This is a genomic window from Gracilibacillus phocaeensis, assembly GCF_900626275.1.
GTDB classification, from domain to species: domain Bacteria; phylum Bacillota; class Bacilli; order Bacillales; family Amphibacillaceae; genus Gracilibacillus; species Gracilibacillus timonensis.
On record NZ_LR131145.1, the window covers coordinates 49534 to 73399 of the forward strand.

Here is a 23866-nt window from a genome sequence, read left to right on the forward strand (position 1 = left end):
CCTCGCCTCCCAACTGTTTTCACCAATTATCGATTAAATCATAGGCCTGTTCATATAGAGAGGCCGTATCAATAAAACGCTGTTCTTCACTCGATGTTCCTGTTACAACAGAGATTAAGCGCACGCCATCACGCTCCACAGTTCCAGTAAAACAATAACCAGCGATATCCGTATAACCTGTCTTTAAGCCGTCCACACCATCATAGGCTAACTCACCAGATAGCATTTGATTCGTATTGGGAGAGGTCAAATTCCCTTTGCTATATTGTGGCTGACTCATCACCTGTGATACGGCAGGATGCGTATCCAGTAAATAACTTGCGAGACTCGCCAGGTCCCTTGCTGACATCTTATTTGTATCATTAAGGTTACCGGTAGAATAGTAATCACCTAATAAGTAATTGTCTAGTCCCGTACTATTTACAAACGAGGAATCCTCTAGTCCCAGTTCCGCTGCTTTCAAATTCATCTCCTGTACAAAGGCTTGTTCCGTACCGCTTACTGCTTCGGCAAGAGCGATTGTGGCGCCATTTGCGGAAGAAACAGCCATCGCCTCAAACAACTCGCGCACCGTGTAGGCTTGATCATCCGACAAACCAACACTGGCATATCCGGGATGATTTGAGATAGCTAAGGCGTATTCACTGAGTTTGACGGTATCGTCCCAGTCAAGTGCCCCCGCTTCAATCGCCTCTAATACAAGGACTTCAGACATCATTTTCGACATACTTGCTGTAGGTACGGATAACTCACTATTATGCTCATACAGGACATGCCCTGTATCTGCCTCAATGAGCAATGCCGACTCCGCCTCTAAATCGACCTCATCAATCAACCAGAATCGATCCATAATGTTCTCCGGCAAGCTATGACTAAGAACAGAAGTGCTTGAGCCAGGCGCCATACTACCGGTCAAAGTCTGTTTAAAATCAAAAGCAATAAAAAACACGCTGCAAATAACAACTATTAATAAAATCAACCACATTAATCGTTTTTTCATTATGATTCTCCATCTCTATGTGTACTTGATAAAACGAGACTGTCATCAGTGGAAGGGTTTTTAACAAACAGGACGTAGTAGCGCAGACGTTATGGCTGTCGCAAACTTAGCCTGCTACACAGCCCCACTGATAGATAAGCGCGAGGCTTAAGTGGATGTTTAATGTTCATCCCTCACCTAATTTCTTGGATTTTCCGGACACTTCATACTGTGACAAAAATGATCCATCAGCAGGGCAAAGGTGTGCTGATGGATCATGGTTTACCCTAGAATGTTATAACCTGAATCAACATAGACAATTTCACCCGTTACACCACGAGCTAGTTGACTGAGCATGGCTAGAGACATATCGCCAACTTCTTCTTGCGTTACGTTTCGTTTTAATGGGGCTTCTGCCTCTATTTTGTGTAAAATTTCGTTAAAAGACGGAATTCCTTTCGCTGCTAAGGTACGGATCGCTCCAGCAGAGATAGCATTGACTCGGATATTCTGCTCACCTAAGTCTAAGGCTAAATACTTCACCGCAGATTCCAACGCGGCCTTCGCAACGCCCATCACATTATAACCTGGCACGGCACGCTCCGCACCCAGATAGGTCATGGCAATAATCGAACCACCCTCTGTCATCAAAGTTTGTGCTTCGCGGGCGACGGCAATTAAGGAATAAGCACTGGTATCCTGAGCAAAGGCGTATCCCTCTCTACTTGTCTCCACAAAACGATTCTTTAAATCTTCTCCATGAGCAAAAGCAATCGAATGAACCAATCCGTGGATGGTACCAACTTCTGTTCCGATTGCCGCAAAAGCCTCTTTGATATGTTCATCATGATTAATATCACAAGCAACAATCAGCCTTGCTTCTATCTCGTTTTTGTCTAACGCTTTCTGTAATTTCGCTAACGAACGTTCCTTCCGATATGTAAAAATCAAATTGGCACCAGCTTGATGAAGAGATTTCGCCACTCCCCACGCAATACTGCGCTCATTTGCTACACCCATTATGACAATATTCTTATCCTTTAGTTTTAATAAATTATCCATTATATCCTCCTTCACAACCGGTGTGACTTACGATTTAGTACCTCATACTAATATAACATAACTGCCAAAGAAAATAAAAAACATTCTTGCATAATTTCACATGCTCTGTAACAAACTAATCATCAATAAGCGGAAGGTGGTGACCAAACCCGTGGTTATTTTTTTATCGATTCTTGTCGTTATCGTTGGCGTAGCTGGCCTTATCTATACCATTCGCGTTGGTAAAACGGTTAATGAGCAAGAACAGGAACATGATCAAGATACCAAAATAACGGCCAAACACCCAATTTTATTTAACCCTGTTTTCCTAGCATATATCATTGGATTTGGTGGCTTATTAGTGTTTATTTTCTATTTAACCATGACTCGTTATTAATGCTTACGGAATAAGATAAAATCTAGCAGCTGTTGAAAGAAAGACAAGCTAGGAAGCTGTTTGAGACAAAGGACAGCTTCTTGATAATGCTCCCACATTTCCTTTTTTGCCGCTTCTATTCCCAGTATAGAGACAAAGGTTGCACTTTGGTTCAGTCGATCAAGCCCAGCTTGCTTACCTAACGCTGTACTCTCTCCTTCCACATCCAATAGATCGTCTTTGATTTGAAAAACAATACCTGCATGATAGGCAAATTGAGCAGCAGCCTGCTTCATTTCCTCTGGTGCGTCTGCCATAATTAATGGCATCATCAGTGCCGCTTCGAATCCAAGACTTGTTTTATATACCGATAATTCTTTCAACTCTGCTAGCTGTAATGTCTTACCTTTTGCCTCTAAATCAACTAGTTGTCCCTGACACATCCTTTGTGTTGTCCTAGTGGAATAAGCGATAAGCTGTAGCACCAGTGTCGGATCAGCCTCTTTCATCGATGCCTGTTCCTCGACGGCATTCTGTGTCATCCATAAGGCGGTTAATTCTGCTAGTGCATGGTTATATTTCTCATGTAGTGTCAGTCTACCTCTTCTAGTTGGGGCATTATCCTGAGAAGGCAGGTCATCGAAAATCAACGAAGCGGTATGCATGTACTCTACAGATTTCACCAGTGGAAGAATAAATGCCTCACTTAGTCCAAACCCTTCTTTTGCCATTACCCAGGTCATAATCGGGCGAACCCGCTTTGCATTGCCCTCTAAGCTGTAATTAACAGCCTTCTCCAAATCATTTTCAGGCGAATCCAGTCTTAAATAACGGTCTATTTGCCACTTGGTATCTTTCATAATGGATAAAAAATGTTCTTTCGCTTGCTTTTTTTTCCGTAAAGTATCTAATAATTGATCGCGCATTAATTTATCAAAAAAGGCTACATTTTTTGTTTTTTGAACGACTTGGTTTAGGACTTGATCAAAGCGGGCATCGAAGGAAATTTGCTGCATGATTGCCTGATAACGCTCCTTACCCAGCCGATCCTGCAAGCGTTGCAAACCATTAATCACACGGTCCAATATCAGGTTTCGTATCTCTGACTTTCCTTGATGAACCGTATGGATAAAAGAATAAATAACCGACCAGTACATCAGGAAGGGATTGCGTATTTCCGCCTGCTCATCCGCATAGGTTAGAAAATAGGTATACGGCGTCACACTCTGCAACGCTAAATCTTGCTGTAAATCCGTCAAATCATCTGACAATTGATTATAAATACCGTAATAAAATAGATTATCCTCCACTTGTTTGTCCTCGGAATAGGATTGAAAGGATCGCACGATGAGTCGCGAAGATGCTGATTTAAGAATGACTGGCACATATAACTGATGGTTTGTGTAGGAAGGATCATCCAGGCACTTGTTACGATCAATTTCCTGTGACTGAAAGAAAAGATAGGCATTATCTAAAAAGTCTTGCACTCGTTCAACTGGTTGATTATTCTTCAAAAAAGTAAACGCCTCCGCCAACTCATCATGTACCGCTTGAATCAAATCACGATTCTGCTCTTGCCAATCTTGAGCCTCAAGCGGAACAACCTCTCCAGTTAATAACGTTTGCCGAATAAAAAAACTGAAATTCTGTTTTTCTTGCGGAGATAAGATAGCTGCATCCAGTAGGTCATCAATAAATGGATACGTTAAACCATAATAATAACCAATACGTACCGCATGATCCAGCCGTTGCTGTCTTATATGCAACGATGTTTCATCCTTTAATTCTTCGATTTCGTGGATCACTACGCCTGCAATAATTTTAATCAATTTACGTTTGGCTTCTGCGGGATCCATACCTTCTGGCATTAATGTAGAAATATTGGATAACTTGTCTGTTACCCAGAAAAAAACAGTTTCCAGCGATTCTTGTTGTGCTAATCGGTATAATTCAGCTAAATCAAAGGACAGTCGCTGCTGCTTTTTTTTCAGGTAACCTTTCACGCTTTTGGTTATCTCTGCTATTCGTTTTTGCATAACTGGTGTAGTAACGTCTCGCCCTAAATCCCGTAAATAAATATAAGAAACACTGCGAAATAAGTAATGATCCAACATTCCAGCTCTAGCTAGTTGTGTAAGGAGTGATGGTCCAAGCTGAGAAGCACTCTTATCCAAGTTCACCCATATATTTTGTTTGGACTTTTCATATTGTTGCAAGTCATCTATCAAAGCATCGACGAAATGACTGGAGGTTGCTTGTGCTTGTAATGATTGAAAATAATCCTCTGCCTGCCGCAGCTTCATTTCATAATAGTGTTCACTCATGGTATAACCAATCCTTGTCGTTTTTTTCTTAGTATACCATGTTTAGATAGAAGTGAAAAAGCAGACAAGTTCGACTCGTCTGCTTGCTTACGTACCGCAAAAAGTCTGATAGGCTTCGTCAGGTGGATCAGCGGCATATGCTTCTTGCATTTCTGTATAGGCATAAGGATTTTGCATAATTGCCAACAGGTCATACAAAGGCTGATAATCATTATTGGACACTGCTTCGTCCAATACCTTTTCAACTAAATAATTCCTTGGAATAACAGAAGGATTATGCTGTTTCATAAGTTGATAAGCTTCTGTTACAGTCATTGACTGCAGCGCCAATTTACTTTGCCATTCTTGAAACCATGTTTGAAAGGCCTTGGCTTGAAACAATCTTGAGGCAGGATCAAATTGTAGAAGCGTCAAGGCTCGAAAAGTATTGGTAAAATCGGCACGATGCTGCTCCATTAAATTCAACAACCGCTCGATTAGCACCTTATCTTCATCCGTTTTATCTACGATCCCTAATTTAGCCCTCATACCATCCAACCAATAGGATTCTACCAAGCTTAAATAGTTTTGAATAACCTCTTTTGCTTGTGGAAGTGCCTTTTCCTCCTCTTCATCGATCAGTATTAACAAAGATTCAGCAAAACGCGCCATGTTCCAAGCGCCTATCTCGGGTTGATTTCCATAAGCATAACGCCTCTCGAGATCAATCGAACTGAAAACCGTTTGGCGATCATAGCGATCCATAAAGGCACAGGGACCATAGTCAATAGTTTGCCCGCTAATGGCTACGTTATCGGTATTCATTACACCATGTATAAAACCAACCAACTGCCATTTTGCAATTAAAGCGGCTTGTCTTTCGGCCACTTTGTGTAAGAAGGACAAGTATTTATTTTCGTCCTCTGCAATTTCTGGATAATGCCTGTCGATCGTATAGTCCGCTAGTGCCTGCAAATCTTGTTTGCTTCCCCATTGGCGCGCATATTGAAAGGTACCAACACGAATATGACTGTCCGCTACCCTTGTCAGTACTGCGCCCGGCAAGACCTCTTCTCGATATACCTTTTCCCCAGTGGTGGCTACCGCTAATCCTCGGCTAGTTGGCACACCCAGTCCATGCATAGATTCACTAATCAAATATTCTCGAAGCATAGGACCCAATGCTGCCCGTCCGTCTCCACCCCGTGAATAAGGGGTTCGCCCAGCACCTTTTAATTGGATATCATACAATCTTCCATCGTCGGCTTGCTGCTCACCTAGCAGGACAGCCCTTCCATCCCCTAACATGGTGAAAGAAGCAAACTGGTGACCAGCATATGCTTGAGCAATTGGCTTACTTTCATCTGGCAACTGATTTCCTGTGAAAATGTCTGGAAGTTGACGAAGCAGGGTGTCATCCAACCCCAGTTCCTCGGCTAATGTCTCATTAAAGAGAACGATTTTCGACTGCGCTACTTCGGTCGGACCAACGGAAGAATAGAAAATATCAGGAAGATCCTGATATTTATGACGTAAATGCCATCCTGGATTCTGGTCGGTTATCATTTGTATCACCTCGTAAATTTAATGGCGTTTTTGACGTTAAGCTATTATATTTCTTTTAGCATAACATACCACTGTTTGTCGTTACTATTCATGAGATTTGATTGCGGAATGACTACCAAAGCAGAGAAAGGTTACTTTTTTGTCCTGTTTATCGATTGTTTGATCATTCACTTTTTAACCACACACGATAGATAAATTGAATATTCGGTATTGGATAACCCTTGCTTTAACAGGAACAAGATAAGCGATGATCCTATCAACAAAACCACCATTCCCATTCTAAAACATGGATGTGAAAATAATCTCGTGAAGCATGTAAACGTAGTGAAAGAGGAGTTGGAGTGGTTCCCAATTCTTTTTTCTTGAAAAATAAGAAAGTATAAAATTCTGAGTATGAAAGGATGTGGACCGATTTTGATCTTGAACGAATGGTGATACCGATAAGATGTATGATGTAAAGTATCTAGTTCCATTATTCCATGTAGTAAAGTTGATTGTTTGTCAATGCTAGGAAACGCTCCGGAAATAGGTTCCGCTTTCCGCGAGCTTGGCTCAGCCTCCTCGTCAGCAAAGATCGCTTCCTGCGGGGTCTTCACACTGCGCTTTTCTCGCAGGAGTCTCCACCTATTTCCTCCGCTGGGTAGTAGCACTACAATCGAATGGTTGCGAAGATGAAGTGTTCCAGACACTATATTTCTGCCAATAAGCAAACCGCATAACCTTTTTCTGAGAACGGTTTGATCCTACGTTATGACTTTTATATTTGTAGCATGATCATTACGCAACCGAAGAATCAGCTGACGATTTTCTCCTTTTGCTACAATACTGTCTAGGTACCTAGAACCCTTCATTCTAGCAGTAACAACCATTGTTATACTTTTACCTAGCGGAGGGAATATGCGAAGACTCCTATGGGAACAGGACGAGCTGAAGATCCACTAAAAAGTGCTTTTCTTTTTAGTTAGCTGAAGCCGTCCCCATGGAAAGCGCAGCATATTCCCGCAGCGCTCGCCTAGCACAAAAAAACGGGCAAACTCACCACTAAAGAAAGCAAACTACTTTACATCATCCATCTTATCGGCAGTTCATTAACTTCTTTGAGTGGTCGGTAAAGGACCGGGCGAATTTTGCCCGGTTTTTCTTATTATCTTTTGCTCATGCCTAAAGTTATTTAAACCAACTTATTAAATGTCATTTCAATTTAAATCTTCATGTTCTAATAAATAATCCGTAAACGAGTCAAATGCTCCAACAAAACGATTTAAACCTTTTATATGATAAAAAGTGCATGTTTTATCATATTCGTATATATCATTAGCCGGTGAATATAAAAAAACTCGTTTTCCCAGTCCAAGAGCAATCCCTAATTCAATGTGACTCCCTTTACCTCCTGGCAATAGAATAATGAAAAAATCTGCATTCATTACCCCTTCACGTTCTTTTTCTCCAATATTAGATAACCTCTCAAAAGAATTGGCTTTTTCATTTTGAGTCCAATCATAAGTATAGGTATAACCTCTCTGCTTTAATTTATTAGCAAGTTCTTTTACCTTTTTCCTATTTTTAAAACTTGAGGCTATATAAAAATGCACAGCAACTCCTCCTTATCAATTATCTCGATTTAGATATCTTTTAAAATCAGAGGAAGTTGGCTTATGGAATCAATCACTTTATTCGGTTCAACTTTGACTTGACTCCCATTTACTTCCGCATATTTTCCTGTTTTAACAAGAATCCCTGTAGCACCAACGCCCTCTGCCCCTAGTATATCTGTTGTCTGGTCATCACCTACTACAGCAGTTTCTTCCGCTGTTACCCCAAGCTCATCAAGTGCTAAGGAGAAATATTGCTTACTGGGCTTTCCTAATACGTATGCCTCCTTGTTCGAAGCGTATTCTAACATCTGGACAAAGGAACCGGTATCCAGATTATAGCCATTCTCCCTAATAAAATATTTCCCTTTTTGCAGGGCGATAATTTCCGCACCAGCCATAATATGTTGGAACGCCTTATTCAGAACTTGATAATTCATTTGATCACGAAAATCACCAACCACTACATAATCTGCCGATGTCTGTTCCACAGCATAAGGCGCAACTACTTTCTGCAGCGCTGAGCTAACGAGAAAATACCCATTCTTTGAGTCCTGTTTTTGGAAAAATCGCAACATGGCAGTTACTGGAGTGAAAATCTCTGCTTCCGTAATATCAAATCCCATTTGCTGTAGTTTCTTTTCCATGTCCTTCGGGGTTTTGGAATCTGTGTTAGTCAGAAATCGTAATGGAATCCCAAGATCTTTTACATGCGCTATTGCTTCCTTTGCCCCTGTAATCGGTCTGTTTTTGAAATATAACGTACCTTCTAGATCAATTAATAATGCCTTCACCAACACTTTCAGCCCCTTGCTAATACCTTACTAGTTTGAATCGCTATCAAAATTACTATTTCCGATAAATCAACCGCTCTCCTGCAGTAAACATATGAAACTTCTGATCTGGATAGTGTGAAAAAAGATAATCAACAAAATAGGCTGGATTCTCACTGTTTTTCGGCATCATGTCAAAATGATTGGGGATAATCAAATCTGTTCCAACGGCTACACCAAAATCGGCCGCTTCTCGATAGTTCATGTTACCAATCAAACCTTTATCCGTACGCGCATAATCTCGACCATTGATCGGCAAAAATGCAACATCAGGCTTTAAGGCTTGTACCTTTTCCAAAATTTCTTTGGTTGCAACGGTATCTCCACTATGAAAAACACGCACACCATTCATTTCAATAAAATAGCCAAAATAATAGGGATTCCCTTCTTCATCCCGTTCATACTCAGTGTGGGCTGCCTCTACAGGAGTAATTCTTATCTGATTGATCTCAAAGCTTGATTCATCTGCCACTCGAATCAATCGATCAATTCCCTGTTCACTAAGCTGATCGGCATGAGAAGCAGGGGCTGCGAATTTCGTCTTTTCGGACACCTTCGCTATGGGCTTTAACGTTTCTAAATCCATGTGATCCGCATGAAAATGTGTAATAAGTACCGCGTTGATATCTTGCAATTGCCTTGGCTCTAGTGGTGGCGCAAAGCTTCTTTTTCCATCTGAATCTGGATTGCCTGTCTCAATCGAATAGGTTAGATAAGGATCAATGCAGAGAGTTGTATCCTTATCCTTCAGAATAACGCCAGACTGACCCAAGCTCCATATGGCTACTTCATTTGAATACACCTCTGTTGATTGGATTTCTTTAGTAAGTTCACTGCCTTGTTTATAAACCATTCTGTCACCTGCCCTTTCTTCATTGATAATTTTTATCTTACCGAATATATAGGACAAATACAATAACTAGCTATATCATTTTCAGCAATAAAAAGCCTAGCACCGTCAACATATCGCTACTAGACTTAGGTTTTAATAAATGGTTATTTCATTTACTAAGCAAATCGCTAATGGATCTCAAGATTTCCCCGTTTCTACTTACGATGATAACTTAAATCTGCTCCATTTGTCGCAATCACTTGTTTATACCATTCAAAGGAATCTTTCCTAGAACGTTCCATCGTTCCATTTCCTTTGTTGTCACGATCAACATAGATCATGCCATAACGTTTTTTCATCTCTCCGGTTGTAAAGGAAACTATATCAATAATTCCCCAAGGAGTATACCCCATCAAGTCCACTCCATCATAAATCACGGCCTCTTCTAATGCCTCAATATGGGAACGTAAATAGTTAATTCGTGCCTCATCATGAATCGAACCATCGGCTTCTATCGTATCGATCGCTCCGAAACCATTCTCAACGATAAACATCGGCAATTGATAACGATCATAGAAGCGATTAAGCGTATAACGCAATCCAGTCGGATCGATCGCCCAGCCCCAGTCACTGGTTTTGATATATGGGTTTTCCACTCCATGTGGCAAACCGCCATTTGTTACATCAGCCGAATCATCCATCACATCACCGCTTTTTACAGTGGTAGACATATAATAGCTAAATCCAAGATAATCGACAGTTCCTTTTTGTAATATTGCCTCATCATCAGCTTCCATCACGATATCATAGCCTTTACGCTCAAATTCCTTCTTGGCATAGCTTGGATAATATCCGCGCACTTGCACATCTGGGAAAAAGTAACGATCACGCATATACTCCTCAGCAAGCATGACATCTTCCGGATTGGATGAATAAGGATAAATTGGCACATGGGAAACCATCGCACCAATTTGGAAAGCTGGATTAATTTCTTTCCCTTTAGCAACAGCTAAAGCACTTGCTACTAACTCATGGTGCGCCGTCTGGTACATCACTTCTTTGGCGTCTTCGCCTTCTTCAACGGTTACACCTGAATTGGTCCACAAAAACAGTGGATTTCGGACGTCCATTTGATTATTAATCTCATTGAAAGTCATCCAATATTTCACTTTATCCTTATAACGATTAAAGCAAACCTCGGCAAACTTGGCAAAATAATCTACTACTTTCCTATTGCGAAAGCCACCATATTCACGGGCTAGGTGTAATGGCATTTCAAAGTGTGATAAGGTAATCACTGGTTCAATACCATACTTGATCAGTTCATCAAAAACATTATCATAGAATTGTAATCCAGCTTCATTAGGCTCTGCTTCATCCCCTTTAGGGAAAATACGGCTCCAGCCTATTGATGTCCGTAAACATTTCAATCCCATTTCGGCAAACTTCGCAATATCTTCTTTATAATGATGATAAAAGTCGATCGCTTCATGATTAGGATAAAATTCTTCAGGTTCCACTTTATCGGTAATTCGCCTGGCTACACCATTTGCTCCCGCGGTTAACACATCTACTACACTAGGTCCTTTTCCATCAGCATTCCATCCACCTTCGAATTGATGAGCAGCTAGTGCGCCACCCCATAAGAAATCTTCAGGTAATTTACTCATATCATATTCCTCCTATTTTACAATCGTAAATAATTTGTCTCCAGCCGTTACTTGTTGGACATCTTCTGACACTATTTCTTGAAACTCACCCATGTTTGTTACGATAATCGGGGTAATTGTTTGTAATCCTTTATCTTTAATAAACGCCTGGTCAAACTCTAGTAACTCATCGCCTTGTTGTACTTCTTGACCGTCTTCCACTTTTACTTGAAATGGCTCCCCATCCAAACCAACAGTATCTAACCCTACATGTAGCAATATCTCTACACCTGTTTTAGTTTGCAAACCGATAGCGTGTTTCGTTGGTGCTATCATGGCCACCTTACAGTCAATTGGTGCATATAGTTTATTATCAATAGGATCGATGGCAATTCCTTGACCCATGGCACCTGAACTAAATACTTCGTCAGGCACATCACCAAGCTGGATTACTTTCCCTGTTAATGGCGCATGTACTTCTTCTTCGTTAGGTGCAGCTTCTTGGCTAGAGGCACCCGTATCTGTCGCTTCTGTTGATCCTTGTTCTGCTGCTAATTCCTTACTTCCTTCTTTCGCCGTATCTTCTCCATAACCAAAGATTTGTACAAGAATGATTGGTAACACAATAGCAATCGCCGCACCAAGTAAAATACCGAAGATTGACATTGGGTACTCATCCATATTAATGGCATTCACAATCGTTATTGGCCCTGGCAAGCCAGCATAGGCAAAATAATAGGGATTAAAGAAGCTGGCTGCAATCGCACCTACGGCACCTGAGATACATCCATAAATAAACGGTTTCTTAAAGCGCAGTGTGACCCCATAAATTGCTGGTTCTGTAATACCAAAGATTCCCGTAATACCAGCAGAGGTACTTACTGTTTTTGTTTCACGATTTTTTGTTTTTAGCACAACCCCTAATACAGCACCGACCTGCGCAACAACAGCAATCGTTTGATACGCTTGAAAGGAGTCCATCCCATATTGTTCAAAATTGGAAAGTACCATCGGCGTAATCCCCCAATGCACTCCAAAAATAACAAGAATCTGCCAAAACGCACCGATTATGGCGCCTGCTAACGGTGGAAATGCTTCTGCTAAAAAGTTATAACCATTAGCAATGCCATTTGCACCCCAAGTAGATAGTGGTCCAATGACTAATAAGACAACTGGCACCATGATGACAATACTAAAAAATGGTACAAATAATGGTCGTACCACCTCAGGCATTTTCTTGTTAAGGAACTTTTCTACATACGATAAGATCCAAACCAAGAATAATGGCGGCAATACAGAAGATGTATATGTTGTTTCTGATAAGGCAATTCCTAAGAAGGTGATTGTTTCTCCACTTGAAATCCTGGACGCCATATCCGCCCATTCCGGTGTAACCAAAGCCGCTGTCGCCGCAACGGCAATATAAGTATTGACTTTAAAGTGTTTGGAGGCCGTTATCGCGATAAAAATCGGCAAGAACGTAAACGGGGCCCAAGACATAAAGCTGAATACTTCATACGTTCCAGTTTCTCCAAAGGCAGGAAAGATCAAATTAATTAAGATAAGCGTACCTTGTAAAATACCAGCCGCAGCCAAAATATACACAAATGGCGCGAATACCGCTGACATTGTGGCAATGACACGGTTAAGAATCGTCCCTTTATTTTCATTTTCACCGTCGCCCGCTTCGAAATCGGCCTGACTGGCAAGTGCGTCATATACCTCGCCAACGTGCTGACCAATGACGACTTGGAATTGACCACTATTTTCTACAACGGTGATAACACCAGGCATAGCACTTACTTTTTCTTTAGCTTTTGGATCGGTATGTTTTAAAACAAGGCGTAATCTGGTCGCACATCTTGTTGCGCTTTCCAAGTTTTCCTCTCCACCAACCGCTTCTAAAATATCACCGGCTAGCTTGGTGTAATCTCTCACTTTTTCCGCCATGTCTCCGTACTCCCTTCAGGATTTTATACAAACATTATAATTGTACCGTTATAATTAGTCAATACATATATAATGTCATTGTTCATTTTTTGTTTTGTCTATTGGGTTTAACGTATGATATAATTTTACTAGTTATCCATAGAATGTGAGGTATCATCCATGTTGAAATACCAACAAATCGCCAATCAAATCGAACATTATATCGAACAGCACCAACTTCAACAGGGATCTAAGCTGCCAGTCTTAGAAACCTTGATGGAAAATTTTTCATCAAGCAAGAGCACAATTATCAAGGCACTAGATTTATTAGAAAAAAAAGGGTTGATTTTTCAGGTTCGAGGCAGTGGAATTTTTGTAAGACGAAAAAGCCGGCGGGGGTACATAAACCTATTATCTAACCAAGGGTTTAAAAAAGATTTAGAAGAATTTGATATTACCACGGAAATGATAAGCTTGGAGATAGTAAAGCCCACACAAGAAGCTGCCGATAATTTACAAATTGCGAAAGATCAAGATGTTTACCATGTCAAACGAATTCGCTATATCAGTGGTCAGACTCTTTGTCTAGAGGAATCTTATTATGATAAATCAATTGTCACCTATCTAAATAAGCAAATTGTAACCGAATCGATTTTTGATTACATTCGCGAAGGATTAGGTTTGAATATTGGTTTTTCCGAAATGTATATTAAGACAGGGAAGCTGACAGATGAGGAATCAGAATACTTAAAGCTGCCTACAGCTGATCCTAAGCTAATTATGGAAAGTATTTTCTTCCTTGCCAATGGTACGCCATTTGATTTCTCAAAAGTGACCTATAATCATGAACAATCACAGTTTTTTCTACTTGGAACGGGGCTTTAAGAAGCATATTGATGAGGTTTTAGCTGTATCTCGAAGAAATAATCCCTCAGCGCCTGATAAGCGCATTGGAGGGATTATTTTGCATGATGATTGACACTTAAATTGTATCATTATATAGTGGAGCCCCTGGGCCAATTGGAATTATTTTCAAACGGCTTGTTTCTTTAATAAACACGCTTTTGTATTCTTTCTCCCCTTCAGGAGATACCAAGAGCATCACCCGTTTTCCTGGATTGTCTTCCACTATTTGTTGTTCTAATTGGTCTAAATCGATATGCTGAGCCAATACCTCTGTCTCGGGGAATGGATCTGCTTGATTAGTCTGTTCTTCGTGTTGATTTTCTATATTCGTTTCCTCATTTGTACGAGCCTCGTCCTCGGCTTTCGATATTTCATTCTCTTCTACCGTTGATTGCTCCGTTGAGTTTCCTTCTGTTTGACCTTCTATGTCTGTCGTATTAGTTGAGCTACATGCTGCCAGTAGGATCGCAAGCATGGATACAGTCATAAGATGTTTCATGTGTTTATTGTCTCCTTTCTTCCCTTTCTAACGATTACTTTACAGTATAAATTCTCAAATTCTGCTGAGAAAAAACTAAGAATTTGATGAGAATGTCCATTTTTTAGAATCCTGACGCCTTCCATAAGCATGCTATTACTTGTTAAATATGTAGAACAATTCCTGAGCGCAGACTAACCATGGAGGCTGTATAAAAAACCCGTGCACTCCTACTTTGAATGCACGGGTTCCTCTTTATCTTAAATGTTCTATTGCTGCTCTTTCAATGGAAAGTCCTTGTTTATACCGTTCCATAAACTGTTCAAAACCTGCTACTTCTTGCGGTTCAACTGAAATAGTGGTTACTTCTTGATCGGCAAATACCTTTTCTTTTAAAAACAATTCTAGCGTCTCGCCCTCTTGCTGGTGAATCATGTAATTTCCGAGTAAGGCAATGCCCCAAGCGCCTCCTTCACCAGCTGTTTCCATTACTGATGTAGGTACGTTACATGCTGCTGCCAGTATACGCTGAGCTACTCCTTCTGTCTTAAAGATTCCGCCATGCCCCAGCATTTCATCTAATGGAGCCTTCTCCTCTTTTAACAAAATATCCAAGCCAATCTTCATCGCGCCAAATGACGTCATTAAATGAGTACGCATAAAATTGGCTAGATTAAACTGGCTGTCAGAATCTCGTACCACGAGTGGCCGTCCTTCTTCAAAATGAGTCACATGCTCCCCAGATAAATAACCGTACGACAATAATCCTCCGCCATCAGGATCCCCTTCTAACGCCTGGTGGAATAAAGTACGATACAAGGTATCACTATCAATATCCACTCCTACCGCTTGAGCAAATTCTCCAAACAAGCCAACCCATGCATTTAGATCAGAGGTACAGTTGTTTGAGTGGGCCATAGCTACTAAACTACCAGATGGTGTGGTTACTAAGTCAATCTCTGGGTGAACCTTAGACAAATTCTTCTCCAGTACAACCATCGCAAAAGCCGAAGTGCCAGCCGATACATTCCCGGTCCGTTCGGCAACACTATTGGTCGCCACCATACCTGTCCCTGCGTCTCCCTCTGGAGGGCATAATGGTATACCTACTTCCAACTGACCGCTCACATCTAATAATCTTGCACCCTCTTCCGTTAACCTGCCCGCTTCTTGACCAGCTACGAATACCTTTGGCAGTACTTCTTCCAGCTTCCATGGCAATTGTTTTGGTGCAATAAGCTGATTAAATTTATCAATCATTCCCTGATGAAAGCCCTTTGTCTCAAGATCAATCGGGAACGCACCTGATGCTTCCCCAACTCCGAGTACTTTTCTCCCGGTGAGTTTCCAGTGCACATATCCGGCTAATGTCGTGATAAAGTCTACCTCTGCTACGTGTTCCTCTTGATTCAGGATCGCCTGATAGAGATGAGCAATGCTCCAACGTTGTGGAATATTATAATTAAAATGATTCGTTAGTTCCTCGGAAGCTTGCTGTGTAATATTATTTCTCCATGTGCGAAAAGGAACAAGCAGCTGATCCTGTTTATCAAAGGCTAGATAGCCATGCATCATTCCACTGAACCCAATCGCTCCGAGTTTTTTCAAGGTGACACCGTACCGCTCTTTTACATCCGCAGCCAGATTGCGATAACTATCCTGTACTCCTTTCCAAATCTCATCGATACCGTAAGTCCAGATATTATCAATATAACTGTTTTCCCAATCATGGCTTCCGGAAGCAATGGATTGATTCTCTTCATCAATCAATACGGCTTTGATTCTAGTAGACCCCATCTCAATACCAAGTACGGTCCTTCCATCTTCAATCGCCTGATTTAACTTCTCATTCATTCTTTATTCCTCCATTCCTTTTAAACAATCACGCATTGCTTTCCCTTTAATCTATTGAGAAAGTCCTTTGTTCATTGCCTGTAAATCGGTTGAAAAAGTAAGCCTTTGCAACAATTCGTATGCACAACTATGTATCATAATTTAACTTCATAAAATGGGAAGTTTGTTACTTATAAATATACCATTAAATCCTCACTAACGTCAATTCTACAAAATGTACGTACATGTATATTTATTAAGAAAGTACCCATTCCTTTACTATAAAATTCATGAAGTGTTCACTTTTTTGATCAATAAACATGTTTATAAAAGCTTTTCCAATTGTTTGTTACCCCTTGGTAACGTTATAATATAGTAGAAGATCTTTTTTAGGAAAGGAGAAAATATCATGACGAAACAGGCGCAATTACCACCAAAAACCTGTTCCATCGAAAGACTTGTGACCAATCCACCTGATGTGAAAAAAGTCTTAACCGGCAAAAAAACGGCGACAAGACGTAATGGGCGCTATGCCGATATAGGTGAGGTAATGACCTTAGAAAATAAAAAATTTGTTATAGATAATGTCTACCAGCAAAAATTGGGCGAACTAACCGATGCCCATGCACAACGAGAAGGATTTGCTACATTGGAAGAATATAAAGAAGCTATCCTTTCTCTACATCCTGGTATGCCCTGGCTCCCTACAATGAGAGTCTGGGTTCACGAATTCAGCCCATTATCCTAAACAGGGAACTCCGAATAAACGGAGTTTCCTCTTTTTTTATCGATGATGTTCTTCTGCTTCTGCATCTGCCTTAGTAGGTTGGACCGTGCCATAAGGATGGTGGGGTGGCGCATAAATAGAATATAGCTTTAATGGGCTTTCTCCAATATTAATGACGTTATGCCATGTACCTGCTGGCACCAATATGGCATAATCCTCGCAGACAAATTGCTGGTAATTCAGGTTGTCTTGACGGTCTCCCATCAACACTAATCCTTGCCCTTGTTCCAAACGTAAAAATTGATCCGTACTCGGATGGATTTCTAATCCAATGTCATCTCCTGGCGCAATGCACATCAAGGTTAGTTGCAAATGTTCTCCAGTCCAAAGTGCCGTTCGATAATTTTGGTTTTGCATTGTCGCCTCTGCGATATTGACAACAAAAGGTTGCTTGCCAAAGTCCGTTTTCGGTTGTCTGTTTGGCAGAAGATTAGTCTCATCATACATCGGATAATACTCAGCTGGATAATACATAACCGACTCCTTTCCATTACATTTTCATATTATTCTATGTATTGGCCTAGTTAATCGTTACCGCTTTTATGGTATATCGTGATTGTTGCAATATTTTAGGATGTCCATTATATCTCGATGGTATGCTCCTTCCTATAGTTACTCGGTGTGCTGTCAACATATTTCTTAAACACCTGATGAAAATACCTACTATTTTCATACCCAACCATGTTCGAGATTTTGTCTATCTTATAGCTCGTGGTTCTAAGGAGTTTTTTTGCATGAGTCATTCTGATTTCCAGCAAGTATTCTGATATCGTCATACCAACTTCCTTAGAAAATAAATGACTAAGATAGGAAGTATTCATATCAAATTCAGCTGCTACATCGATTAATTGGATTGGTTGTTGATAATTTTCATTTAGATAAGCTTTAATTTCTTTGATTAACTTGGCTCTTGGGTTGATCCTTTTTGTTTTTATAACATTACTAACTCGGCTTACCATTTCCTTTAAATAGATTTGATATTCAGAAATAGTTATCAAGTGGCTATTAGATAAGAAAGGGGCATTCAAAATGTTTTTTAGTATTACGCCATATGTCTCTTCTATATATTTACTGTAATGATCGATAAAGGTATCACTTATTATTTTCACTTCAGATGGGTCAGGCTTGGTTTCTTTCAACAACAAAAACAGATTATCTATCCATGTAGCAATTGCCTGACTATCTAATGATTTTCTTTTAAACAACATTGTCATCTCTTTCATATAATCCTCTGATTGAAAGATAAACACTTGGTTTATATCATTAAAAAAAGAATAGGCTCGTTGCCAAAAGAATGCCCACTCAAAAGCAACTATCGACTCTTTATAAGAACAGGAAACATCTGTTACGCCTTCGTAAGTACGCCCTATTCCTAAGCCTGTTTGCTGCTTCATTTCGTTATCAATGATTGAATGTATTTCATAAATATCTTCCTTTACTAAGCCCTGCTTTTTTTTATTAAACACTAAAAAATAAAAACGTTGCTCCAGCGAATAATGATACACGTGCTCATTTGTAACTGCTAGTCTCTCTTTCATTTTCAGAATGACCTTCTCTATTTTTTCATCTCCTAAAGCATACTGATTTTCAAACCCAAGACAGACTACGAAATAGTAAAAATTCTCAGCATTAGCGAACATAAGATTGTTCATTTCCATGCCAAGCATTACATCAAACATTTGCTGATGAATCATCTCTTGTTTGTATTGATCAATGGAATCTATTTTCGCCCTTTCACTTCTTGCTATTGCCTTTTCAATAACTAAAAGTATATCCTGAACATTAACTGGTTTTACAAGATAATCAATAACATCAAGTTTAATTGCGCTCTTAGCATAATTAAATTCGGCATGACCGCTAATAATAACAAAAATCGTATTGGGTAATTCCTCTCTTACTTGTTCGATTAGTTGAAATCCGTCTAGCCCTGGCATTCGGATATCTGTTAAGACAATATCAGGTTTTCTTTGCAAAATAATTTCTAATCCATGTAATCCATTCGTTGCAGTGCCTAAAATATTAATTTTATGTTCTTCCCAGTCCACTACAGATGTTAAGCCATCTATAACGATTTCCTCATCATCGATAATAACCATACCGTACATGGCAGACACTCCTATTAAGAATTAATGCTTGCTTTTACTATAATGGTAGCAGTTGTGCCTTTGTTTATCTCACTCTCTATTGTTAAACCATAATTTTCTCCATAAAATAGCTTGATACGATGGTCAATATTTTTCAAGGCATACCCGCTTGAGTGGATTAAAGGTTGATGTTCGAATCCAATACCATTATCTATAACGGCAATACACATGATACCTCCCTTCAAACTCGCAGATATTTCTAATTTTTTGTTATCTGTTTTCATAGATAAACCATGGGTAACAGCATTTTCTACTAGCGGTTGTATTAATAATTTTAATATTCGATAATCTAACAATTCCTCTTCGATGTCATAGGTGATATCTAATGTGCCATTGTATCTTACATTCATGATCTGTAAATATTTTTGAATTTGAATGATCTCATTTCTTACTGTTGTGATATGATCACCGTTATTCAACACTAATTTATAATATTCAGACATATTCAATGCCATATCCGCAATAGGTTTTACCTTGTTCTTTTCTGCTAACCAATAGATCGAATTCAATGTATTATACAAGAAATGAGGATTAATGTGGTTTTGCAGCGTAATTAACTCTGATTCTTTCGCTTGCAGCTTGGTTTCATACAGCTGTATAAGTAAGTCATTATTTCTATTATATAAATAAATAAGCCGGTTCCCTATTTTTCCTATTTCGTCCTCGATATCAAAACTGATATGTTCGATTTTTTCTTTCCTATCTTCCATCTTATTCGTTATATTAGATAGTACAGTTAACTGCTTCGTAATTTTTTGTGTAATCAAAAAAGCGCTAACTATAGCAATAATAAAAGCTATCAATATTAATATACTGGTAATATTTCGTAGATTTACAGCTTCCTTAATCAATTCTTGATACAAGGTTGCACTAACAATCCGAAAGCCTGATTGTTGATTAATACGCGAATTAATGATGTAAGTGCGGTCGTCTATTTCCTTTTTAATCATGCTATTATCTTTTAACTCAGGTAATATCGCTGCTATCTGAGCATCCGATAAAATGCTGGTATCTTTATTGTACAAAATTGTCGAATCAGCATTTGCCACTGCAATATTACCTGTTGTCTCTAAATTACTAAACATATCATGGAAAACGTCTTCATCAAAATTAATCACTAAAATTCCAATTGGATTAAAATTATTAATATCATTTATTACTTTACCGTAAGTAATAGAACGGCTTTCTTGAAGCAAATAAAGATCATTTCTATTAAAAAAAATACCATTTCCGTTATTTTGCACTATTTTTTCAAAAGTCTCAGTGGATTGTATGGAATGATAAATATTGAAGGCATACTTACTTTCTCCACTAGTCTTTATCATATGCTCGACATGTTGATTACCTATATATACACCATTAATGTAACTTTTATTATTTGTAACATTCGCTAACAAATCATTAGTTGCTGTACGCGCCGCATATGATTCATCTTTTTGTTGTTTTAAAAAACTTTGAATATCGTTAGATCCTAATAATATGTTACTAATACTTTCAAAGTCATGTATAAATGTGGTGATATTCCAATCTGCAATATTCAATAGATTATTCGTGGTAGTTGATATATTCTTCTCAGCCATGTTGCTGAAATAATAAAAACTAAAGAAGGTAATTAAGATTAATGGAATTAAGGAGGAAAACGTGCCTAATAAAAATATTTTTCGATTTATTGATGGGCCATTTGTAAACAATTCTAGTTTCTTCATTATCATTCAAGCCTATCCCTCCTGTGATTAAAAGAATATATCATTATTTAGTGTTGGGCTGATTCAAACAAGAGATTCTAACTAGTGCATAGAATTAGTGGACATGAATCAAGACGTCGGCAACCATTGACTTCGATCCATATCCACCATTCCATATAACCTTCTCGTAAAATACAGCTAATCAAACATCAATCACTTAATTTTATTTCAATAGTTACCATTCCTAAGTAAATATTTGGAATTATACGTACTCACAAAATTCTATTTTTTCCTTATTCGGTCCTTCTATAACAAAGTAACGAATTCCATTTTCCCAAAAAGGTAAATACTCGACAGATTTGCTTACATTACTCCAGCCTTTACGTTGAACAAAATTCCAAACTTCTTGTACGTCATTCACGTTCAATGCAAAATGATTAATACTCCCATCACTAAGAACCGCCCGTTCTTCATATAGTTCAATGATAAGATCATAAAGCTGGACAAACGCCACATTTGGATGCCGACTATCCTTTTCCTTTTTATACACCACGGAAAAACCTAACTCATGATAAAAAGCTATTGACTCATTTAACGAATAGGCAGGAATACCAATATGTTGTAATCCTGATACCTGATTTGTGAGCATCGTTAGCAACACCCCTTATTAGCAATATGGTACAGTACCTTTATCAGTGTTATTGGTTCTTTAATTCTTTTGACAAATTAGATTCAGCAGCAATCTGCAGATCTCCTTCAACTACATACACGGAAAGGGCTGTACCACCTTTATTATACATCCTAACATTCAATGCTACACCATCAATATAAAGCGTTGCAATCGTGTCATCTACAATCAATTGAATATGATACTCTTTGTTGGCCTCCAATTGAATAGGTCTTTCCAACCCTTTATCAAAGAATCTATTCCATGGCTGATTTGGGGTTTTATCAAAGGTTAATCGATTTTCTCCTACACTTAAATTATATTGATAGGAGTCACCAGTAGTTTCATTTTCGAATAATTGCAGACCAAATTCTCTCGTGCCTGCTGAAAATTTAACCGTAGTCTCAAACTTAAATAGATCTCCTGTATGGTTACTCAAAGTTATTTTATGACATCCGTCTCTTGAGGAAAGGTTAATACTGTCTGGATGCAATTTCTCTGGTGATTCGAAGGCATTATTCACTCCGTCAGGAATCTTCACCCCTAAAGATCCATCCGCACGTTGGTAAACTTCATGCACAACCAATGCACCACCCCATTGCCAGTTGTTAAGATCATCTTCCTCTTCTTTAGTGGCGACCCAGCCAAATAGATAACGTTTTTCACCATCCGAAAACGATCTTGCAGCATAATAAGCCCTGCCATCAAAGGCATCGTCAATGGGCGCTGTCCATGGACCATTTACATTTTTACTCATTCTATAAATTGTCTTACTTTTGTGACTGTATTCAGTTATAAGCTGATACCAATAGTCCCCCATCTTAAACATGTCAGGCATTTCATGCATAGAATAAAGATTTGGCGCCCATAAATCTCCTTTAAATTTCCACTCTTTTAAATCCTTTGAGGTGAAATATACTGTACATCCTGTCTTTACCTGTTCTCCTTCCAATTTTCTCGCCCCTAGAATCATGATATATTCTTGTGCCTCATCATCCCAAAATATAAAGGGATCTCTCCAATCATCTGGGTCGTAACCAGGTTGAGGTAAAACCAATTCCTCATCTATCTTCTTCCAATGTAATAAGTCGTCACTAACTGCTTGCATTAGTACTTGAGATGGTTTGCCTAATGCAGGATAATCTCTATTAAATCCTGTATACATGGCACAATAATGATCGTCAGCTTGATATACGCTTCCTGCAAATATAAATTGATCCTGTTCCTCGTTACCACCAGTTGGTATTGCTTCTCCTTTATCTTCAAAATGAACAAAATCTTTTGTTGTTGCTAAATCCCATCCAAATGGTTCACAGACAGGTAGCGGACCAGGATTTCTTCCGTCTCGCTGGTGATATAAATAGAATACATCATCTTTATAAAAAGGCATACAATCTCCAAACCAATATCCCTCTGGTTGATAATATAATTTATGCATCGTCTAAACATCCTTCCTTATAATATAATGATTTATGATTTAACAGCACCCGCTGTCATTCCCTTCATAATGTGCTTACTTAAGAAAAAGTACAGTAAATAAGTCGGTAAAATCGTTAATGTGATAGCTGCGTAAGTTTGCCCCCAATCGGTTAATCCATAATTCCCAACAAAATCACGAAGTCCTAGAGTAACCGGATACATATTGGGATCACTTATAAAAGTGAAGGCAAAAATAAATTCATTCCATGTAAATACACCAAATAAGGTAGCTACTGTAACAATGACACTCTTAGACATTGGCAGTACAATACTAAAAAACACTCTATATATGGAACAACCATCTATGGTTGCTGACTCAATTACTTCATTTGGAATATTCTTGAAAAATGAAACAAATAAATAGAGTGCCATTGGTAAACCAAATCCTATCTGTGGAAGAATCAAGCTTAAATAGGAATTTAATAAACCAATTTGACTGTATATTTGAAACAAAGGTATTAACGCTATTTGTAGAGGAACCATAATACCAATCAAAAAGAACATCAGCATTTTTTGATTGAACTTAAATCGTAATTTTTCAATAGCAAATGCCGCCATGGCAGATAACGTTAAAATCCCAATTAACACACCAATTAACACGATAATACTATTCAAAAAATACTGATCAATACTACTATTTTGTAATACGTTTTTGTAATTCATTAAATTAAATGAATCAGGTAATGAAATCGGGTTTGATGTTTGAAATTCCTCTAATGTTTTAAAGCTAGATAACACCACCCAGACCACTGGATAAAACGTTATCACAGTTGCCATTATAATCAAA

General features: G+C 38.9%; 20 protein-coding genes. 3 read left to right on the top strand and 17 right to left on the bottom strand.

From position 1 onward, the window contains the following. Positions 1-19: 19 nt before the first annotated feature. Positions 20-1000: a D-alanyl-D-alanine carboxypeptidase family protein gene (locus E0E32_RS16360; protein WP_066185917.1), complete on the bottom strand. Its 981-nt coding sequence runs from the start codon at positions 998-1000 to the stop codon at positions 20-22. A gap of 261 nt (positions 1001-1261) precedes the next feature. Beyond that, positions 1262-2041, bottom strand: coding sequence for an enoyl-ACP reductase FabI (gene fabI / locus E0E32_RS16365; RefSeq protein WP_066185919.1), 780 nt, complete (start codon positions 2039-2041; stop codon positions 1262-1264). Positions 2042-2141: 100 nt separating this feature from the next. Between fabI and E0E32_RS16370 the strand changes: the two genes are divergently transcribed. Then, positions 2142-2417 carry a hypothetical protein gene (locus E0E32_RS16370; protein WP_165445056.1) on the top strand — a complete coding sequence of 92 codons (276 nt, stop codon included), beginning with the start codon at positions 2142-2144 and terminating at the stop codon, positions 2415-2417. Here the strand turns inward: E0E32_RS16370 and E0E32_RS16375 are convergent. The 7 genes from E0E32_RS16375 to E0E32_RS16405 form a co-directional block, all read right to left on the bottom strand. Continuing rightward, positions 2414-4720: a polyprenyl synthetase family protein gene (locus E0E32_RS16375; protein ID WP_130860244.1), complete on the bottom strand. Its 2307-nt coding sequence runs from the start codon at positions 4718-4720 to the stop codon at positions 2414-2416. The genes E0E32_RS16370 and E0E32_RS16375 overlap by 4 nt on opposite strands. A gap of 87 nt (positions 4721-4807) precedes the next feature. Then, positions 4808-6265, bottom strand: a complete 1458-nt coding sequence (locus tag E0E32_RS16380) for a protein adenylyltransferase SelO (RefSeq protein ID WP_130860245.1) — start codon at positions 6263-6265, stop codon at positions 4808-4810. 1196 nt (positions 6266-7461) lie between these two features. Then, positions 7462-7857 carry a nucleoside 2-deoxyribosyltransferase gene (locus E0E32_RS16385; RefSeq protein ID WP_130860246.1) on the bottom strand — a complete coding sequence of 132 codons (396 nt, stop codon included), beginning with the start codon at positions 7855-7857 and terminating at the stop codon, positions 7462-7464. 29 nt (positions 7858-7886) lie between these two features. Then, complete coding sequence (locus E0E32_RS16390) at positions 7887-8651, bottom strand: TIGR01458 family HAD-type hydrolase (RefSeq protein ID WP_165445057.1); 765 nt, start codon at positions 8649-8651, stop codon at positions 7887-7889. Positions 8652-8706: 55 nt separating this feature from the next. After that, complete coding sequence (locus E0E32_RS16395; protein ID WP_078059867.1) at positions 8707-9543, bottom strand: MBL fold metallo-hydrolase; 837 nt, start codon at positions 9541-9543, stop codon at positions 8707-8709. A 194-nt stretch (positions 9544-9737) separates the two neighbouring features. Next, entirely contained in the window at positions 9738-11192 is a 1455-nt protein-coding gene (gene bglA / locus E0E32_RS16400; protein ID WP_066185937.1) for a 6-phospho-beta-glucosidase BglA, read from the bottom strand. Positions 11193-11204: 12 nt separating this feature from the next. Further along, positions 11205-13121, bottom strand: a complete 1917-nt coding sequence (locus E0E32_RS16405) for a beta-glucoside-specific PTS transporter subunit IIABC (protein ID WP_066185941.1) — start codon at positions 13119-13121, stop codon at positions 11205-11207. A 159-nt stretch (positions 13122-13280) separates the two neighbouring features. Between E0E32_RS16405 and E0E32_RS16410 the strand changes: the two genes are divergently transcribed. Then, entirely contained in the window at positions 13281-13985 is a 705-nt protein-coding gene (locus tag E0E32_RS16410) for a GntR family transcriptional regulator (RefSeq protein ID WP_066185944.1), read from the top strand. Positions 13986-14082: 97 nt separating this feature from the next. On the opposite strand, the gene E0E32_RS16415 is transcribed toward E0E32_RS16410, so the two are convergent. Further along, positions 14083-14505 (bottom strand): putative periplasmic lipoprotein, encoded by a 423-nt coding sequence (locus E0E32_RS16415; RefSeq protein ID WP_130860248.1) that lies wholly within the window; start codon positions 14503-14505, stop codon positions 14083-14085. 234 nt (positions 14506-14739) lie between these two features. Beyond that, the gene (locus tag E0E32_RS16420; protein ID WP_130860249.1) at positions 14740-16338 is read right to left on the bottom strand and encodes a xylulokinase; all 1599 of its coding nucleotides are present in this window, start codon (positions 16336-16338) and stop codon (positions 14740-14742) included. 388 nt (positions 16339-16726) lie between these two features. On the opposite strand from E0E32_RS16420, the gene E0E32_RS16425 reads away from it, so the two are divergent. Beyond that, entirely contained in the window at positions 16727-17065 is a 339-nt protein-coding gene (locus E0E32_RS16425) for an ASCH domain-containing protein (protein ID WP_066185951.1), read from the top strand. Between the two features lie 36 nt (positions 17066-17101). On the opposite strand, the gene E0E32_RS16430 is transcribed toward E0E32_RS16425, so the two are convergent. The 6 genes from E0E32_RS16430 to E0E32_RS16455 form a co-directional block, all read right to left on the bottom strand. Next, positions 17102-17551 carry a cupin domain-containing protein gene (locus tag E0E32_RS16430; protein ID WP_235817425.1) on the bottom strand — a complete coding sequence of 150 codons (450 nt, stop codon included), beginning with the start codon at positions 17549-17551 and terminating at the stop codon, positions 17102-17104. 134 nt (positions 17552-17685) lie between these two features. Further along, positions 17686-19209, bottom strand: a complete 1524-nt coding sequence (locus E0E32_RS16435) for a response regulator transcription factor (RefSeq protein WP_130860250.1) — start codon at positions 19207-19209, stop codon at positions 17686-17688. Between the two features lie 14 nt (positions 19210-19223). Continuing rightward, positions 19224-20828, bottom strand: coding sequence for a sensor histidine kinase (locus E0E32_RS16440; protein ID WP_165445058.1), 1605 nt, complete (start codon positions 20826-20828; stop codon positions 19224-19226). Positions 20829-21195: 367 nt separating this feature from the next. Next, positions 21196-21582, bottom strand: a complete 387-nt coding sequence (locus E0E32_RS16445; protein WP_130860252.1) for a VOC family protein — start codon at positions 21580-21582, stop codon at positions 21196-21198. Between the two features lie 49 nt (positions 21583-21631). Beyond that, the gene (locus E0E32_RS16450; protein ID WP_130860253.1) at positions 21632-23038 is read right to left on the bottom strand and encodes a glycoside hydrolase family protein; all 1407 of its coding nucleotides are present in this window, start codon (positions 23036-23038) and stop codon (positions 21632-21634) included. A gap of 32 nt (positions 23039-23070) precedes the next feature. Beyond that, positions 23071-23856 (bottom strand): carbohydrate ABC transporter permease, encoded by a 786-nt coding sequence (locus E0E32_RS16455; protein ID WP_207302294.1) that lies wholly within the window; start codon positions 23854-23856, stop codon positions 23071-23073. Between the last annotated feature and the right edge of the window lie 10 nt (positions 23857-23866).

Bases quoted from the DNA above. Each gene is read 5' to 3' on its own strand.
- E0E32_RS16420 (WP_130860249.1), bottom strand. From the start codon at position 16,338: ATGAATGAGAAGTTAAATCAGGCGATTGAAGATGGAAGGACCGTACTT.
- E0E32_RS16440 (WP_165445058.1), bottom strand. From the start codon at position 20,828: ATGGCTGAGAAGAATATATCAACTACCACGAATAATCTATTGAATATT.
- E0E32_RS16425 (WP_066185951.1), top strand. From the start codon at position 16,727: ATGACGAAACAGGCGCAATTACCACCAAAAACCTGTTCCATCGAAAGA.
- fabI (WP_066185919.1), bottom strand. From the start codon at position 2,041: ATGGATAATTTATTAAAACTAAAGGATAAGAATATTGTCATAATGGGT.
- E0E32_RS16405 (WP_066185941.1), bottom strand. From the start codon at position 13,121: ATGGCGGAAAAAGTGAGAGATTACACCAAGCTAGCCGGTGATATTTTA.
- E0E32_RS16360 (WP_066185917.1), bottom strand. From the start codon at position 1,000: ATGAAAAAACGATTAATGTGGTTGATTTTATTAATAGTTGTTATTTGC.
- E0E32_RS16445 (WP_130860252.1), bottom strand. From the start codon at position 21,582: ATGCTCACAAATCAGGTATCAGGATTACAACATATTGGTATTCCTGCC.
- E0E32_RS16450 (WP_130860253.1), bottom strand. From the start codon at position 23,038: ATGCATAAATTATATTATCAACCAGAGGGATATTGGTTTGGAGATTGT.
- E0E32_RS16435 (WP_130860250.1), bottom strand. From the start codon at position 19,209: ATGTACGGTATGGTTATTATCGATGATGAGGAAATCGTTATAGATGGC.
- E0E32_RS16375 (WP_130860244.1), bottom strand. From the start codon at position 4,720: ATGAGTGAACACTATTATGAAATGAAGCTGCGGCAGGCAGAGGATTAT.
- E0E32_RS16395 (WP_078059867.1), bottom strand. From the start codon at position 9,543: ATGGTTTATAAACAAGGCAGTGAACTTACTAAAGAAATCCAATCAACA.
- E0E32_RS16430 (WP_235817425.1), bottom strand. From the start codon at position 17,551: ATGTATGATGAGACTAATCTTCTGCCAAACAGACAACCGAAAACGGAC.
- bglA (WP_066185937.1), bottom strand. From the start codon at position 11,192: ATGAGTAAATTACCTGAAGATTTCTTATGGGGTGGCGCACTAGCTGCT.
- E0E32_RS16415 (WP_130860248.1), bottom strand. From the start codon at position 14,505: ATGAAACATCTTATGACTGTATCCATGCTTGCGATCCTACTGGCAGCA.
- E0E32_RS16380 (WP_130860245.1), bottom strand. From the start codon at position 6,265: ATGATAACCGACCAGAATCCAGGATGGCATTTACGTCATAAATATCAG.
- E0E32_RS16455 (WP_207302294.1), bottom strand. From the start codon at position 23,856: ATGGCAACTGTGATAACGTTTTATCCAGTGGTCTGGGTGGTGTTATCT.
- E0E32_RS16370 (WP_165445056.1), top strand. From the start codon at position 2,142: ATGCTCTGTAACAAACTAATCATCAATAAGCGGAAGGTGGTGACCAAA.
- E0E32_RS16410 (WP_066185944.1), top strand. From the start codon at position 13,281: ATGTTGAAATACCAACAAATCGCCAATCAAATCGAACATTATATCGAA.